The organism is Acrocarpospora phusangensis (assembly GCF_016862995.1).
Taxonomy (GTDB): domain Bacteria; phylum Actinomycetota; class Actinomycetes; order Streptosporangiales; family Streptosporangiaceae; genus Acrocarpospora; species Acrocarpospora phusangensis.
In genome coordinates, this window is record NZ_BOOA01000074.1 from 23546 (window position 1) to 39165 (window position 15620).

Sequence of the window (15620 nt, forward strand, 5' to 3'; positions counted from 1 at the left end):
CGCCGGGCCACGCACGGACGGCTAGCATCATCTGACGTGTCAAAAGTGACGGATTTTACCAAGCGCCTGCTGGTCGGGCGCGCATTGAGGAGCACGGAGCTGCACGGCCAGCTGCTCCCCAAGCGCATCGCGCTGCCCGTCTTCGCCAGCGACGCTCTGTCGTCCGTCGCGTACGCCCCGCAGGAGATCCTGGTCATCCTCTCGATCGCGGGAGTGGCGGCCTACCGGTTCAGCCCCTGGGTGGCGCTGGCCGTCGTCGTCATCATGCTCACCGTGGTCGCGTCCTACCGGCAGAACGTGCACGCCTACCCGAGCGGGGGCGGCGACTACGAGGTGGCCACCAAGAACCTGGGCTCCAACGCGGGGCTCACCGTGGCCAGCGCGCTGCTGGTGGACTACGTGCTGACGGTGGCCGTCTCGGTGGCCAACGGCGTCGACTACGTGGGCGCCACCATCCCGTTCGTGGGGGAGCACAAGCCTGGGGTGGCCATCGGCATCGTGGTCGTCCTCACCATGATGAACCTGCGCGGCATCCGGGAGTCGGGGATCGCCTTCGCCATCCCGACGTACACGTTCATGGCCGCGGTCATCGCCATGATCGGCTGGGGCCTGATCCGGCTGTTCGTGCTCGGGCAGGACCTGCACGCGCCCACCGAGGGCTTCGACGTGGTGCCCGAGCAGGTGAACCTGGCCGAGTTCGCCCTGGTCTTCCTGGTGCTGCGGGCCTTCGCGTCCGGCTGCGCGGCCCTCACCGGCGTCGAGGCGATCAGCAACGGCGTGCCCGCCTTCCGCAAGCCGAAGAGTAGGAACGCGGCGACCACGCTGCTCATGATGGGCATCGTGGCCGTCACCATGTTCAGCGGCATCATCTTCCTCGGCCTCAAGTCCGGGGTCACCGTCGCCGACCCGGCCCACGTCGCGGAAGGGCTGCTCGGCACCGACGGCCGCCCGGTCGGCCCGGCCTACTACCAGGAACCGATCATCTCGCAGGTGGCCTCCGCCGTGTTCGGGGCCGACACCGTGCTGTTCATCCTGGTGTCCGCGGTCACCGCGCTGATCCTGTTCCTGGCGGCCAACACCGCCTTCAACGGCTTCCCCGTGCTCGGCTCCATCCTCGCCCAGGACCGCTACCTGCCCCGCCAGCTGCACACCCGGGGCGACCGGCTGGCCTTCAGCAACGGCATCGTCATCCTGGCCACCGCCGCCTGCCTGCTCATCTGGGCCTTCGACGCGGACGTGAGCCGCCTGCTCAACCTCTACATCGTGGGCGTGTTCGTGTCGTTCACGCTCAGCCAGACCGGCATGGTCCGGCACTGGACCCGGCTGCTGCGCACCGAGACCGACGCGAGCAAGCGGCTGCACATGATGCGGTCCCGGCTGATCAACGGCTTCGGCGCGGTCATGACCGGGGTGGTCCTGGTGGTCGTGCTGGTGACCAAGTTCACGCACGGGGCGTACATCGTCTGCGTGGCGATGCCGCTGCTGTTCCTGATGATGAAGGGCATCCGGCACCACTACGACGCGGTGGCCACCGAGCTGGCCGCGCCCGAGGGCGATGTGGACACCTCCATGCTGCCGGCGCGTAACCACGCCATCGTGCTGGTCTCGAAGGTGCACAAGCCCACCCTGCGGGCCCTGGCGTACGCGCGGGCGACCCGGCCCTCCACGCTGGAGGCGGTGAGCGTGGGCGTGGATCCGGACGAGTCGGCGCGGCTGCGGGAGGAGTGGGACCGGCGGGGTATCCCGGTGACGCTGAAGATCCTTGACTCGCCGTACCGGGAGATCACCCGGCCGATCCTGGACTACGTGCGCTCACTGCGCCGCCGCTCGCCGCGGGACGTGGTGACCGTCTACATCCCCGAGTATGTGGTCGGGCGCTGGTGGGAGCACCTGCTGCACAACCAGAGCGCGCTGCGGCTCAAGGGGCGGCTGCTGTTCAAGCCGGGCGTGATGGTGACCAGCGTGCCGTGGCAGCTGGAGTCCGCCGACCGGCTGAGGGGCCGTCCCGAACCGTCCGCGCCGGGGCAGGTGCGCAGGCCGTACGGGCGTGACGACACTCAGCTCAAGGCATGATGGGGGCATGTCCGAACTCCTCGAACTGACGGTTGGCCCGGTCGCGAACGGTGGCTGGTGTGTGGCCCGGCACGAGGGCCGGGTGGTCTTCGTCCGGCACGCGCTGCCGGGGGAGCGGGTCAGGTGCCGCGTCACCGAGGAGACCACCCGGTTCCTGCGCGCGGACGCGGTGGAGATCCTGGAGGCCTCCCCCGACCGCGTTCCGGCGCCCTGCCCGTTCAGCGGTCCCGGCCGCTGCGGCGGCTGCGACTGGCAGCACGCCTCGCTGGCCGCGCAGCGCCGCCTCAAGGCCGAGGTCGTCGCCGAGCAGCTGCAGCGCCTGGCCGGGATCACCCGCGACGTGGTCGTCGAGGAGGTGCCCGGCGCGGCCGGCGGCCTGGGCTGGCGTACCCGCGTGCAGTTCGCCGCCGACCGGGACGGCCGTCTCGGCCTGCGCCGCCACCGCTCGCACGAGATCGAGCGTGTGGACGAGTGCCTGATCGCCGATCCGGCCATCGAGGACCTGCGCGTCTCCACCGAGGGCTGGCGCGGCGCCGCCACGGTCGAGTTCATCGCCTCCACCGGCGGCGACCGCGCGGTCATCGTCACCCCGAAACCCCACCGCGACGTGCGCATCCCCGACGTGGACGCGTCGGTCATGATCGACGAGGGCCGCCGCGGCACCCGGGTCCTGCAAGGCCGGGGCACCCTGGTCGAACACGTCGCCGGCCGCGACTACCGCGTCTCCGCCAGCGGCTTCTGGCAGGTCCACCCCGGCGCCGCCGCCACCCTCCAGGAGGCCGTCCTCGACTTCGCCCAGCCCAAGCCCGGCGAGTGGGCGCTCGACCTCTACTGCGGCGTCGGCCTCTTCGCCGCCGCCCTGGCCGAAGCCGTCGGCCCCGCCGGCGCCGTCCTCGGCATCGAGTCCGAACCCCCCGCCGTCCAGGACGCCCGCCACAACCTCCGCGACCTCCCGCAGGCCCAGACCGAACGCGGCAAGGTCGAGGAGGCCCTCGACCGCCTCGGCATCGAACAGGCCGACCTCGTCGTCTGCGACCCACCCCGCTCCGGCCTCGGCCGCCCGGTCGTCACCCGCATCGCCTCCCTCACCCCCTCCCGAATCGTGTACGTCTCCTGCGACCCCGCCACCCTCTCCCGCGACCTCAACTGGTTCACCGACCTCGGCTACGACCTCTCGGACCTCCGCGCCTTCGACCAATATCCGATGACCCACCACGTGGAGTGCGTGGCTTTGCTCGTCGCGCGATAAGAAGTCGACCTCGCCCACGCGTGATCGCGAGGAAGGCCGCCACGGTTCCCGTACGCGCGCCGGAGGCGGGCGGGTCGCAGCTCGCCCTCGATGGTTGAGGCACGGGTCAGCAGTCGATTCGGATGCCGCCAGCAGCCAGGACGAGAAGCCCATGATCCACACCGACCTGATCGTCATCTACACCGACCAGCTCGAAGCATGCCGCATCTTCTACAGTGGGCTCGGCCTCATGTTCGCCCGCGAGCAACACGGCCAAGGCCCAGAGCACTACGCCGCCGCCGTCGGGTCCACCGTCCTGGAGCTGTATCCGTCCGGGGACAAACCACCCACCGGCAGGCTGCGCCTCGGCCTCACCATCCACACCGCGGACGGGCTCCCACTACCGCCCGGCCAGCACATCCTGACCGACCCTGACGGCCGTACCGTCGCCCTCACCACGCCAGAGAGCGCCGGATAAGCGCGCGGACCTTGAAGTTCGTTTCCGAGGAGTTGCCGCCCTGGGCGGCGATGGAGGCGGTTCGTCGTCGAGTTTCCGGAAGTGGGAGCTTGATCGTGGGGATGGAACGGAATGTCACGCCCTCTTTTTGGAGGAGGGGTGTCATGGAGGCGGAAAGAGAGATCGATACCTGGGACAAGATTGTCTACTTGTTCAAGGGGATCTTCGTGCTGGGGATGGGCTCGTACGGGTGGGGGTCGGGGGCGGACCTCATTCAGGTCATCGAGGACGAGACGGGGAAGCGTCCGGTGAGTGAGGGGGCGGACGCGGCTGAATGAGTCTTTGTTGAGAAATGACGCTTAAGATCGTTGGGCGTTTCGGGGCCGGTTGGGGTGTGCGGCCTGGGTGAGGGGCGGCACGCCCATCCCTGTGGAGGAGGACGTTATGGGGGCGGACGAAGAAGTCAGCCTGTGGAGCAAGATCGTCTACTTGGTCAAGGGGGTCTTTCTGCTGGGTGTGTTCGGGGCTGAGGGGGCGGCTCCGCCGGCGCTCGTCGAGACGATCGAGAACGACGGGGCGCACGCGGCGGGCGGCGGAAACCGGGACGGTGACGACCGGGACGGTGACGACCGGGACGGCGATGACGGGCAGGGGGAGGTCGTCGAGCCGGTCAAGTAGCGGGAGCGTGTGCCTGGTCCTGGCGTTCCAGCCTGGTGCGGGACAATGAGAGGTATGAACGCGCACGAGCGGATGTGGGATCACGTTGATCGGGCCAACCGGGGGCGTCGCTGGGGGCGCGAGACCGAAGGGGCCCGGGAGGACCGTTACTGGCGGGCCGCCACCCAGTCAGCGGCACTCCGGGCTCCGCTGACCCGCCGCGAGGACGAACGAGTAGTCCACGCCATCGACGACCTGGACATCGACCAGGCCACCGCCCACCTGCCCACGATCGTCGGTGAGGCGCGCGAACACGGCGCCATCACCTTCGTCCGCGACGACCAGGGCGAACGCGTAGCCGCTCTCGTCCCCGTCGAAATCGCCGACTACATCCTCCGCCTCCGCGCCGAAGCCGAAGCCATCGAACTGATCAACCGCTAACCCCGACCCACCACCCATCCCGATCAGGCGAATCAACCACTGAGCCCAACACCAGCCGGCACACGTCCACGGTCGCCATCGAACCAATCAAGCGCTAACCCCGAGCGATCACCCATCCCGATCGGGCGAATCAACCACTGAGCTCAACACCAGCCGGCACACGTCCATGGTCGCCATCGAACAGCCGCGCAGCTGCTGCGTAGCCGCGGATTTGACCACCGATTCGGCAGGACGACCGAGTGTTCGGCCCGCCACGTGTCCGCATATATACAAGCTTCCGCAGGGATGCCCGCCGAACCGAGGGCCGGTACGAATGGATTTCGGCGGATGCCGACTCCGGAGGGACGTCGTCGGGTACTGGTGGGGAGCGATTGGCCACCGGCCTGCCTGTAGTTGAGCGCGGTTACCCGAGCCACCGGAGGTTCGTGCACCTGGCAGGAGGTGGCCGGTCCGGCGTCTTCGACACCGGCCAGGTTGGCCGGTGCGGTCGGCAATGTCACGGCGTCGGCCTTCACCTACCTGCCGACGCCGCCACGATCGCGCCAAGCGTGATCGGCTTCATTCTGTCAGGGGTTCTTAAGGGCGCCGGACAACGGAGGAGTGGCCCTAGTTGAGTTTGGCTTGGGTTGGGGGTGAGGGGGTTGAGATGAGGGTGCGGGAGACCTCGTCGGTGGGGGTGGCGCCGCGGACGGAGAGCCAGGCGAGGTTGTAGCGGGCCTGGAAGGTGAGGAGGCGGCGGGCGTCGAGGGGGGTGAGGTCTTGGGGGGCGGCCAGCAGAGGAGTGAGGCCGATTCGGCGCCAGGTGGCGCGGGTGCCGCCGCCGAGGGCCCAGCCGAGCTGGCCGTGGGTGCTTTTGGCGGCCTGGAGGAGACGGCGTACGTTCCCGGAGGAACCGGGGGCGAAGGGGACCAGCAGGTTGACGGTGCTGATGTCGACGCCGGCCTGGCGGGTCCGGCGGAGCATCGCGCGGTCTTCGGGGGAGAGACCGAGGGTGGAGGCGGGCAGGGTGAAGGTGACCGTGAGCGGGCGGCCCTGGGCGCGGAACTCGCGCTGGAGCCGGGCGACGGCTTTCGCGCGGCGCGCGGTCGCGACCGGGTCAGCGGAGTCGTGCACCTCGAAGTCGAGCGCGGCGGGCCGGTAGGCGGCGATCACACCGCGGTAGGCGGCCAGAAGTCGGTCGGCGTCGGCGCAGGTGGCCGAGAGCTCCCGCCCCGCCGGCCCCCCGAAGGCCAGCCCCGCGTCCCCGCCTTCGGCCCTAAGCCGGTCCAACCCCCCGACCAGCGGATTCGGCATGACCTGCCCACCCCAGGTCGGCGTGCACCCGTCCGGCCCCGAACTGACATGCCCCAGCGTGTACGCCCCCACCCCCGTCCGCCGAAACGCCGCGGGAAGGTTGAACTCCGGATCCCGGACCGCGTCCACGAACGCCACATACGCCGGACCCCGCGGCGCGGGACCACCGGCCGGCGGCGGGCTCCCCACCACGATGGCCGGCCGGGCCGCGAGGGGCGGCGTCACGGATCCGGCCAGCGAGTCCAGTGGCCGGCCGGGCAGTAGCCAGAGCGCCGTCGCGGTCGCGGCGAACAGCGCGAGCGAGGCCAGGACGAGAACCGATCGGGGCGGGGTCCCCGCCGGTCGGGCATGCCGCGCCGTCTCCATCGTTCACCACCCAGCGTCGTCGTATGACTACATTGCGCACACGGAAGTTGCACCCTAGCAAGCCCGTAATGACCCCGAGGGGATAATGGAGGGATGAAGTTCAGGATCTTCACCGAGCCTCAGCAGGGCGCCACGTACGACGATCTGCTGGCGGTGGCGCAGGCCGCCGAGCGGCTCGGCTTCGACGCCTTCTTCCGTTCCGACCACTACTACCGGATCGGCCCCGGCGACCCGGGCCCCGGCTCCACCGACGCCTGGGTGACCCTGGCCGCCCTGGCCCGGGAGACCTCGACGATCCGGCTGGGCACGATGGTGACCCCGGTGACGTTCCGGCTTCCCGGCCCGCTGGCGGTGAGCGTGGCCCAGGCCGACCAGATGAGCGGCGGCAGGATCGAACTCGGCATGGGCGTCGGCTGGTACGACACCGAGCACGCCGCGTACGGCATCCCGTTCCCCCCGATCGGGCAGCGCTTCGAGATGCTGGAGGAGCAGCTCGACATCATCACCGGCCTGTGGTCGGCCGACAAACCCTTCTCGTACGCCGGGAAGCACTACCAGGTGACCGACTCCCCGGCCCTCCCCAAACCGGTCCAGCGACCGCTGCCGGTCATCATCGGCGGCGCGGGCCCCCGCCGTACGCCCCGGCTGGCGGCGACGTACGCGACCGAGTACAACATCCCGTTCCACGGCCTGACGGAGACCGGCGCGGCTTTCACCCGGGTCCGTGACCTCTGCGAGGAGGCCGGCCGGTCGATCGTCCTGTCCGCGGCGCAGACCGTCTGCCTGGGCGTGGATGACGCCGAGGTGGCCAGGCGGGCCGCCGCCATCGGCGAGGATCCGGCCGCGCTGCGCAAGTCCGGGCTGGCGGGTACGCCCGGCGAGGTCCTCGACAAGATCGGCAAGTTCGGTGAGCTGGGCGCGGAGCGCCTGTATCTGCAGTTCCTGGACCTGTCCGACCTCGACCACCTGGAGCTGATCGCGGCCGAACTCATGCCGCGCGTCTGACAGACCACCAGGAAAACCCAGCGAGCTCGCCGGACAATTAGGGCAAACTTGCCCTCGTGCTGCTGACGATCTCGACCACCCACCGGCCGGCGACGGACCTGGGCTTCCTCCTGCACAAACACCCGGACAAGGTGCAGGAGTTCACCCAGTCCTTCGGGACGGCCCAGGTCTTCTATCCGGAGGCGGGCGAGGAGCGGTGCACGGCGGCGCTCCTGCTGGACGTCGACCCGGTCCGGCTGGTGCGCTCGCGCGGCGCCTCCTCGCCGGACTTCTCGCTCGGGCAGTACGTCAACGACCGTCCGTACGCCGCGTCGTCCCTGCTGGCCTCGGCCATGGCCGAGGTGTTCAGGACGGCGCGGGCGGGCCGCTGCAAGGCCCGCCCCGAGCTGGCCGGCCAGGCCATCCCGCTGGAGATCTTCCTGCCCGCCCTGCCGTGCCGGGGTGGCGCGGAGCTCGCCCACCGCGTGTTCGAGCCGCTCGGGTGGCAGGTGGAGGCGCTGGCCGTACCGCTGGATGAGGGGTTTCCGGAGTGGGGAGATTCCCGATATGTACGGCTCACGCTGCGCGGCGAGCTCCGTCTCGCCGACGCCCTGAACCAGCTGTACGTGCTGCTGCCGGTACTCGACGACGCCAAGCACTACTGGGTCGCGAGCGACGAGGTCGACAAGCTCATCCGGGCGGGCGAGGGCTGGCTGGCCACCCACCCGGCGCGGACGCTGATCACCCGCCGCTACCTCAACCGGCGCGCCGCGCTCACCCGGGCGGCGCTGGCCCGGCTGGCCGAGATCGGCGACGACCTCGAGGACGCCCTGGAGCCCCCGGTCGAGGAGGAGGCGGCGGAGCCGACCGCGCTGTCCCCCGAGGCTGCCCAACTCCTGGAGGACACCACCCCGAACGCGGAGGTCGTGGAGGAACCGGCGAAGGCGACGCCGCTGAACGTGCTGCGGCGGGAGGCGGTGCTTGCCGCGCTGGCGGACACGGGCGCCCGGACGGTGATCGATCTCGGCTGCGGCTCCGGCCAGCTGGTCGGCGCGCTGCTCGCGGACAAGACGATCACCAAGATCGCCGGCGTCGACGTCTCCGCGCACGCGCTCACCCTGGCCGCCCGCAAACTCAAGCTGGACCGCATGGCGGAGGCCAGACGCGCCCGGCTGGACCTGTTCCAGGGCTCCCTCACCTACGGCGACGCCCGGTTCGCCGGCTACGACGCCGCCGTCCTGATGGAGGTCGTCGAGCACCTGGACCCGCCCCGGCTCCCAGCGCTGGAACGCGTCGTCTTCGGCGGCGCCAAACCCCGCCACGTGATCGTCACCACTCCAAATTCCGAGTACAACGTGCGCTACGAGACCCTCGTCGGCATGCGCCACCCCGACCACCGCTTCGAGTGGACCCGCGCCGAGTTCCGCGCCTGGGCCGAATCCGTCGCCGCCCGGTACGACTACGCGGTCGCCTACCGCCCGGTCGGCGACGACGACCCCGAACTCGGCCCGCCCACCCAGATGGCGATCTTCACCGCAGGAGGCGGCGATGTCTGAACTGCTCGCTGAGACGGCGGCCGAGCCGTCGACCCGCCAGATCGGCGTGCCCGCCATGTCACTGATCGTCCTGGTCGGCGTCTCGGGCAGCGGCAAGTCCACGTTCGCGCGCAAGCACTTCCACCCCACCCAGGTGATCTCCTCCGACTTCTGCCGCGGCCTGGTCGCCGACGACGAGAACGACCAGGCGGCCACCCCGGACGCGTTCGACCTGCTGCACCACATCGTCGGCATCCGGCTGCGGCGCGGCCTGCTCACCGTGGTGGACGCCACCAGCGTGCAGTACCAGGCCCGCCAGGCGCTGGTCGCCGTGGCCAAGGCGCACAACGTGCTGGTGGACGCGATCGTGCTGGACGTGCCGGAGGAGGTGGCGATCGAGCGCAACGCGTCCCGCCCCGACCGCGACTTCGGGCCGCACGTGATCACCCGCCAGCGCAAGGAGCTGCGCCGCTCCCTCGGCAAGATCTCCCGGGACGGCTTCCGCCGCGTGCACGTGCTGCGCGGCGACGAGATCGACAACGTGACGATCACCCTCGAACCGGCCTGGACCGACCTCAGGCACCTGACCGGCCCGTTCGACGTCATCGGCGACGTGCACGGCTGCGCGTCGGAGCTGGAGACCCTGCTCGCCACGCTCGGCTACGAGGACGGCCGGCACCCGCAGGGCCGTACCGCCGTGTTCGTGGGAGATCTCGTGGACCGGGGCCCGGACACGCCGGGCGTGCTGCGCCGGGTCATGGGCATGGTCGAGGCCGGTACGGCGCTGTGCGTCTCCGGCAACCACGAGCAGAAGCTGGTGCGCGCCCTCAACGGCCGCAAGGTCAAGGTCGCGCACGGCCTGGCCGAGTCGCTGGCCCAGCTGGGCGACTCCGACCCGGCCTTCGTGGCCGCCGCCAAGACCTTCATGGACGGCCTGATCAGCCACTACCAGCTGGACGAGGGCCGCCTGGTGGTCGCGCACGCCGGCCTCAAGGAGGCCTACCACGGCCGCGCCTCCGGCCGCGTCCGCGCCTTCGCCCTGTACGGCGACACCACCGGCGAGACCGACGAGTACGGGCTGCCCGTCCGCTACCCCTGGGCCGAGGAGTACCGCGGCCGCGCCATGGTCGTCTACGGCCACACCCCCACGGTCGAGCCGGAGTGGGTCAACAACACGATCTGCCTGGACACCGGCGTCGTCTTCGGCGGCAGCCTGACCGCGCTCCGCTACCCCGAGCGCGAGCTGGTCTCGGTCCCGGCCGAACGCGTCTGGTACGAGCCGGCCCGCCCGCTGGCCCCCGCCCGCCAGCGCGACCCGGCCGCCCTCGACATCGGCGACGTGCGCGGGAACCGTTTCGTGGAGACCCGATTCGCCGGCACCATCCGGGTCCGCGAGGAGAACGCCGCCGCCGCGCTGGAGATCATGAGCAGGTTCGCGGTGGACCCCCGCTGGCTGGTCTACCTGCCGCCCACGATGGCCCCGCCGGAGACCTCACCGCTGGACGGCTACCTGGAGCACCCGGCGGAGGCGTTCGCCGAGTTCGCCGCCGCCGGGGTCACCCGCGTGGTGTGCGAGGAGAAGCACATGGGCTCCCGCGCGGTCGCCGTCCTGGCCAGGACCCCGGAGGCGGCCGGGAAGCGCTTCGGCGTGTTCGACGGCTCCACCGGCATGGTCTACACCCGGACCGGCCGCCCGTTCTTCGGCGCGCTCATGGGCGAGCTGGTGGACGGGCTGCGCGCGGCCGTGGAACCGCTCTGGGACGAGCTGGGCACCGACTGGCTGGTGCTGGACGGCGAGCTGCTGCCCTGGTCGGCGAAGGCGGAGAGCCTGATCCGCGGCCAGTACGCCTCGGTCGGCGCCGCGGCCAGGACGGCCCTGCCGGAGGTGGTCGCGGCCCTGGAAGCGGCGGCCGGGCGCGGACTGGATGTGGGCTCGACATTGGACCGCACCCGACGCCGCCTCGCCAACGCTGCCCGATTCCGGGACGCTTATGCGCGCTACTGCTGGCCGGTTTCTGGCCTGGACGGCGTCAAGTTCGCCCCGTTCCAGATCCTGGCGTCCGAGGGCCAGGCGAGCGCCGTACGGCATCCGCACGACTGGCACCTGGATCGCCTGGCCGGGCTGGACTCGCCGCTGATCGCGCCCACCAGGCACGTCTACGTCACGCTCGACTCCGCGGAGTCCAGGGCCGCCGCCACCGACTGGTGGGAGGCGCTGACGGCGGACGGCGGCGAGGGCATGGTGGTCAAGCCGGTGGAGCGGCCGGAGGGCCGGGTGCAGCCGGGCGTCAAGGTCCGCGGGCGGGAGTACCTGCGGATCATCTACGGCCCCGACTACACCGACTCGCTGGACGTGTTGCGCCGGCGCTTTCTCGGCCGGAAACGGTCGCTGGCGCTGCGCGAGCACGCGCTCGGGCTGGAGGCGCTGTCCCGGCTGGCGGACGGGGAGTCGCTCTGGCGCGTGCACGAGCCGGTTTTCGCCGTCCTGGCGATGGAATCGGAGCCCGTCGACCCGCGGCTGTGAGGTGCCGCTGAGCCCTCTCGGAACCCTCGCTGATCTCCGCTGCGATCGCCCGCCGATATTCGGCCAAGAAAACGGCAAGTTCGGGACGAGACTCTGCCGGGAATTGGCCTTACGATCGGGTAAGGCAACAGAGCGTGAGCGTGCGATCACTCATGAATGAGACGGGTGGCGGGTGGTGGCGGCGCCGGCGGCGGGGTGGGCCGGTGGCTGGGCCGGGCAAGAAGTGGTTTCATTTCCGGCACGACTGGGAGGACGCGGAACAGACCGGCCGTATCCATGTCCAAATCTGCTCGATTTGCAATAAAAGTCGCATCAGAATCGACTGAATCAGTGATTCGCGTGTCTTTTCGTATCCTCGGGCAGATACCCCGGCATGAGAGGTCCGGAGCTGCGGGAGCATGAACGCCTCGGCCGGGTCGTGTTCATCACGGCGGCGGCCGCCATCGGCGGATTCCTGTTCGGCTACGACAGTGCCGTGATCAACGGCGCGGTGGTCGGCATCCGGCGGCACTTCCAGGCGAGTTCGGTCGAGATCGGGTTCGTGGTGGCGATCGCCCTGCTCGGCTCCGCCGCCGGGGCCTGGTTCGCCGGCCGGATCGCCGACCGCTGGGGGCGGATCAGGACCATGCAGGTGGCCGCCCTGCTGTTCGCGGTCAGCTCGGTCGGCCAGATGCTGCCGTTCGCCCTCTGGGACCTGGCGCTCTGGCGGCTGCTGGCCGGCGTCGCGATCGGGATGGCGTCGGTGATCGGCCCCGCGTACATCGCCGAGGTGGCCCCGGCCGCCTACCGGGGGCGGCTCGGCTCGTTCCAGCAGCTCGCCATCGTGCTCGGCATCGCGGTGTCCCAGCTGGTCAACTACGGGATCGCCCAGTGGGCCGGCGGCGAGGTGAACAACAGCCTGGGCGGCCTGCAGGCCTGGCAGTGGATGCTGGGCGCGTGCCTGATCCCGGCGCTGGCCTACCTGGGGTTCGCGCTGATCATCCCCGAGTCGCCGCGGTTCCTGATCGCGGCAGGGCGGAGCGATCTGGCCCGCACGGTGCTGCGCGAGGTGGAGGGCGGGCGCGCCGACCTGGACGCGCGGGTGGCCGAGATCGAGGGCGTGGTGCGCGCCGAGCGCCGCCCGCGCCTGTCCGACCTGCGCGGACCCCGGTTCGGGCTGCTCGCGATCGTCTGGATCGGCATCTGCCTGTCGGTCTTCCAGCAGCTGGTCGGCATCAACGTGATCTTCTACTACTCCTCCGAGCTGTGGCAGTCGGTCGGCGTCGACCAGTCCGGCTCGCTGCTGATCAGCTTCTCCAGCTCGCTCATCAACATCGCCGGCACCTTCGTCGCGATCGCGCTGGTGGACCGCATCGGCCGCCGCCCGCTGCTGCTCATCGGCTCGGCCGGCATGGCGGTCTCGCTGGCGGTCGCGGCCTGGGCGTTCGGGTACGCCCGGGAGGCCGAGGGCGGCCTGACGCTGACCGGATTCCACGGCGCGGTGGCGCTGGTGGCGGCCAATCTCTTCGTGCTGTTCTTCGCGCTGTCGTGGGGTGTGGTCGTCTGGGTGCTGCTGGGGGAGATGTTCCCCAACCGGATCCGGGCCGCCGCGCTCTCGGTCGCCGCCGCCGCGCAGTGGGTCGCCAACTGGCTGATCACCGTGTCGTTCCCGGCGCTGTCGGACTGGAACCTGTCCCTGACGTACCTGGGTTACGCCGGTTTCGCCGCGCTCTCGTTCCTGTTCGTGATCTTCCTCGTCCGGGAGACGAAGGGGCGCGCGCTAGAGGAGATGGGGTGACGGCTCCCTGGTCAGGTAGGCGGGCAGGTCCTCGGCCTGGTCGTACAGGGCGGAGAGCAGGGTCAGGCAGGGTTCGATGAGGGCGCGGTCGGCGATTCTGCGGCCGCCGATGTGGGCGCCCCCCTGGTCGTAGAGGATCTCGTAGAGCAGGTCGGGGGAGGGGATCAGCAGTTCGGGGAGGGGCCGCTCGCGCTCCAGGTGTCGTACGGCGTCCGCGTCCAGGACCCGGGGCCGCTCGCCCGCGCGCGCCCGAGCGGCCAGCACCCGCAGCTCCCATTCCAGGTACGGGCTGCGCGGATGTTCCACGATGCGCAGCCGCCGCAACTCCACCCGCGAAGGCAGGTCGGCCTCGTATTCGGCCTTGGCCGCCTCGATGAGGGCGAGTGAGCGGTCCCAGTCGCCCTCCGCCCAGGCCACCCAGCTCGCCGAGTACGGCTCGTGGAAGTACTGGGCGCGCTCCAGCTTCCAGAGCACGCCCTCCATCTCCCGGTACACGCCGTGGAAGTCGGCGCGGTAGACGGCCCGGTCCATGGTCACCCCGTCGGCTTCGCGGATACGCGCGAACGTGTCGTCGCTCCGGCGTGTCTGTCGCACCGACGGCCTCCAGGCGAACTATGAAGTTATCCGGCCAGGATTGATCGTTGAATGCGGTCAATAATGCGTCAAGACCCAAATAACGATAATTCCGATATATGCCGTTATTTGTGGAAATGGCGGTGGGAGCGGGTGTGGCGGACGATGCCGAAGACCATCGCGCCGATCAGGAGCAGCACCGCGAGTTTGACCACGATGAACATCGTGCCCGTCACGAGGCCGATGACCAGGAGGAACGCCAGGATCACCGGCAGCGGCGGCGGCCCGTGATGCCGTCGCGCCGCAGGGTGTCCCCAAGGCCCCCCGTGCGCGTGGCGCCCCCACTGCGCCGGGTGACCCTGGTGCTCCCAGTGCTTCCGCCGGGCCCGGTGCGCCTCGCGCCGGGCCGCCTGCCACTGCGCCATCTGGTAGTGATGCCCCCAGGTCGCCAGATCGCCCCGATCCGGGTACGGCTCCCGCTCCGCGAACACCGGATTCGCCGGGTCGTCCGGAGCGACCAGGTCGGACAGCACGGTGCGCAGGTCGCCTTCGGTCCGGGCGCGCAACGTGGTGTCCAGGCGCTCGTCGAGTTCCTCGCGGGTGATGCGGCCCTGCGCGAACGCGTCGTGCAGGGCCTGGGTCACCCGGTCTCGCTCCCGGTCCCCGATCCGCAGTTCGGCGCGGGAAGCCTGGCGGGGCGCGAATCCGTCAGCGGCCATCGCGGGTCACTCCTCGTCCGGGTCGCCGTCGGCCAGCACCTGGTACAGCTTGCGCCTGGTCTCGGCCAGGATCTGCTTGGCCTGCCGCAGCTGGCCGTCCGAGCCGCCCTGGGCGATCTGGAACAGGGCGGAGGCGGCCTGCCGGGACAGGTCGAACAGCTCGTGGACGTCGTCGCCGATGTCCGGCGTCATCTCCTCCCAGGGCGCGCGCACCTCGCTGGCGTGCTCGGCGATGTACGCCTGGCCGGCCTCGGTGAGCTGGAAGGTCTTGCGCCCGTCGATCTCCTGGGCGCGGACCAGGCCCTCGTCGGTGAGCTGCTGGAGCGCGGGGTAGACCGCGCCGGGACTGGGCTTCCAGCCGCCCTGGCTGCGCTCGGCGATCTCCTGGATGATCTGGTAGCCGTTGCGCGGCTCCTCCGCCAGCAGCGCCAGGATCGCGGCCCTGACGTCCCCCCGCTTGGCCTTGCGAGTCCGGCCGAAGCCGCCCCCGCGCCCCCCGAACATGAAGCCGGGCGGCCCGAACGGCCCGCCCCCGAACCCGCCCCAGCCGTGGCGGTGCCCCCGGTTGCGGTGCTCGTGCGGCCCGAACCCGTGGTGCTCGCCGCGCGTCTCCGACCGCTGGTCCTGCCAGGCCGCGGCCATCGCCCGCGCGGCTTCCCTCATCTGCCGATGGAGCTCTCGCTGGAGCTCCCTGGGGTGGCCCCAAGACCCACCCATCGCATGTGCCGAACTCATGTGTCCCCCAAAGACCGTTCTTGATCTGTTCTCGATGCTTCAACGATATATCGCGAACATTCTGATTGGCAACATGTGACGCAGTTCACTCCAAATTCGTGGGTTCGGGGGAACATGCACCGATACCTGGCCGTTACAACACTCAGACGGGGTTGTTCTGCTTTGAGAGGGCTGGGGGGTGCTCTTGGAGCGGAACAACCCCGTCTGTGTCTATGGCCGCGCCTTCGGCGCGGCGGGCTCGGCCGCTCCGTAGCCGGT

Annotated in this window: 14 protein-coding genes; 10 read left to right on the forward strand and 4 right to left on the reverse strand. The window is 70.5% G+C overall.

All coding sequences use genetic code 11. The features are described 5' to 3' along the window. Positions 1 to 45: 45 nt before the first annotated feature. The 6 genes from Aph01nite_RS32305 to Aph01nite_RS32330 all read left to right on the forward strand — a co-directional run bounded on the left by Aph01nite_RS32305 (position 46) and on the right by Aph01nite_RS32330 (position 4856). Entirely contained in the window at positions 46 to 2073 is a 2028-nt protein-coding gene (locus Aph01nite_RS32305; protein ID WP_444978696.1) for an APC family permease, read from the forward strand. A gap of 7 nt (positions 2074 to 2080) precedes the next feature. After that, a complete protein-coding gene (locus Aph01nite_RS32310; RefSeq protein ID WP_204044828.1) occupies positions 2081 to 3322 on the forward strand; it encodes a class I SAM-dependent RNA methyltransferase in 1242 nt (413 codons plus the stop codon). Positions 3323 to 3473: 151 nt separating this feature from the next. After that, the gene (locus Aph01nite_RS32315; protein WP_204044829.1) at positions 3474 to 3779 is read left to right on the forward strand and encodes a VOC family protein; all 306 of its coding nucleotides are present in this window, start codon (positions 3474 to 3476) and stop codon (positions 3777 to 3779) included. Between the two features lie 11 nt (positions 3780 to 3790). Next, positions 3791 to 4096: a hypothetical protein gene (locus Aph01nite_RS32320; protein WP_204044830.1), complete on the forward strand. Its 306-nt coding sequence runs from the start codon at positions 3791 to 3793 to the stop codon at positions 4094 to 4096. Positions 4097 to 4202: 106 nt separating this feature from the next. Then, positions 4203 to 4436 (forward strand): hypothetical protein, encoded by a 234-nt coding sequence (locus Aph01nite_RS32325; protein WP_204044831.1) that lies wholly within the window; start codon positions 4203 to 4205, stop codon positions 4434 to 4436. A gap of 54 nt (positions 4437 to 4490) precedes the next feature. After that, entirely contained in the window at positions 4491 to 4856 is a 366-nt protein-coding gene (locus Aph01nite_RS32330; RefSeq protein WP_204044832.1) for a hypothetical protein, read from the forward strand. A gap of 606 nt (positions 4857 to 5462) precedes the next feature. Here the strand turns inward: Aph01nite_RS32330 and Aph01nite_RS32335 are convergent. Next, positions 5463 to 6515, reverse strand: coding sequence for a glycoside hydrolase family 18 protein (locus Aph01nite_RS32335; RefSeq protein WP_204044833.1), 1053 nt, complete (start codon positions 6513 to 6515; stop codon positions 5463 to 5465). Positions 6516 to 6608: 93 nt separating this feature from the next. Between Aph01nite_RS32335 and Aph01nite_RS32340 the strand changes: the two genes are divergently transcribed. The 4 genes from Aph01nite_RS32340 to Aph01nite_RS32355 all read left to right on the forward strand — a co-directional run bounded on the left by Aph01nite_RS32340 (position 6609) and on the right by Aph01nite_RS32355 (position 13335). Then, positions 6609 to 7520: an LLM class F420-dependent oxidoreductase gene (locus Aph01nite_RS32340; RefSeq protein WP_204044834.1), complete on the forward strand. Its 912-nt coding sequence runs from the start codon at positions 6609 to 6611 to the stop codon at positions 7518 to 7520. Between the two features lie 56 nt (positions 7521 to 7576). Then, entirely contained in the window at positions 7577 to 9055 is a 1479-nt protein-coding gene (locus Aph01nite_RS32345) for a 3' terminal RNA ribose 2'-O-methyltransferase Hen1 (RefSeq protein WP_204044835.1), read from the forward strand. Next, positions 9048 to 11558, forward strand: a complete 2511-nt coding sequence (locus Aph01nite_RS32350) for a polynucleotide kinase-phosphatase (protein ID WP_204044836.1) — start codon at positions 9048 to 9050, stop codon at positions 11556 to 11558. Before Aph01nite_RS32345 ends, Aph01nite_RS32350 begins: the two co-directional genes overlap by 8 nt. 373 nt (positions 11559 to 11931) lie before the next feature. Then, positions 11932 to 13335 (forward strand): sugar porter family MFS transporter, encoded by a 1404-nt coding sequence (locus Aph01nite_RS32355; protein WP_204044837.1) that lies wholly within the window; start codon positions 11932 to 11934, stop codon positions 13333 to 13335. On the opposite strand, the gene Aph01nite_RS32360 is transcribed toward Aph01nite_RS32355, so the two are convergent. The 3 genes from Aph01nite_RS32360 to Aph01nite_RS32370 form a co-directional block, all read right to left on the reverse strand. Then, positions 13318 to 13929: a DUF6879 family protein gene (locus tag Aph01nite_RS32360; protein WP_204044838.1), complete on the reverse strand. Its 612-nt coding sequence runs from the start codon at positions 13927 to 13929 to the stop codon at positions 13318 to 13320. The two genes, Aph01nite_RS32355 and Aph01nite_RS32360, sit on opposite strands and share 18 nt — an antisense overlap. 104 nt (positions 13930 to 14033) lie before the next feature. Further along, entirely contained in the window at positions 14034 to 14627 is a 594-nt protein-coding gene (locus Aph01nite_RS32365; RefSeq protein ID WP_204044839.1) for a DUF1707 SHOCT-like domain-containing protein, read from the reverse strand. Between the two features lie 6 nt (positions 14628 to 14633). Beyond that, entirely contained in the window at positions 14634 to 15290 is a 657-nt protein-coding gene (locus tag Aph01nite_RS32370; protein ID WP_239162144.1) for a PadR family transcriptional regulator, read from the reverse strand. Between the last annotated feature and the right edge of the window lie 330 nt (positions 15291 to 15620).

Bases quoted from the DNA above. Each gene is read 5' to 3' on its own strand.
- Aph01nite_RS32310 (WP_204044828.1), top strand. From the start codon at position 2,081: ATGTCCGAACTCCTCGAACTGACGGTTGGCCCGGTCGCGAACGGTGGC.
- Aph01nite_RS32315 (WP_204044829.1), top strand. From the start codon at position 3,474: ATGATCCACACCGACCTGATCGTCATCTACACCGACCAGCTCGAAGCA.
- Aph01nite_RS32325 (WP_204044831.1), top strand. From the start codon at position 4,203: ATGGGGGCGGACGAAGAAGTCAGCCTGTGGAGCAAGATCGTCTACTTG.
- Aph01nite_RS32330 (WP_204044832.1), top strand. From the start codon at position 4,491: ATGAACGCGCACGAGCGGATGTGGGATCACGTTGATCGGGCCAACCGG.
- Aph01nite_RS32335 (WP_204044833.1), bottom strand. From the start codon at position 6,515: ATGGAGACGGCGCGGCATGCCCGACCGGCGGGGACCCCGCCCCGATCG.
- Aph01nite_RS32340 (WP_204044834.1), top strand. From the start codon at position 6,609: ATGAAGTTCAGGATCTTCACCGAGCCTCAGCAGGGCGCCACGTACGAC.
- Aph01nite_RS32350 (WP_204044836.1), top strand. From the start codon at position 9,048: ATGTCTGAACTGCTCGCTGAGACGGCGGCCGAGCCGTCGACCCGCCAG.
- Aph01nite_RS32355 (WP_204044837.1), top strand. From the start codon at position 11,932: ATGAGAGGTCCGGAGCTGCGGGAGCATGAACGCCTCGGCCGGGTCGTG.
- Aph01nite_RS32365 (WP_204044839.1), bottom strand. From the start codon at position 14,627: ATGGCCGCTGACGGATTCGCGCCCCGCCAGGCTTCCCGCGCCGAACTG.
- Aph01nite_RS32370 (WP_239162144.1), bottom strand. From the start codon at position 15,290: ATGAGGGAAGCCGCGCGGGCGATGGCCGCGGCCTGGCAGGACCAGCGG.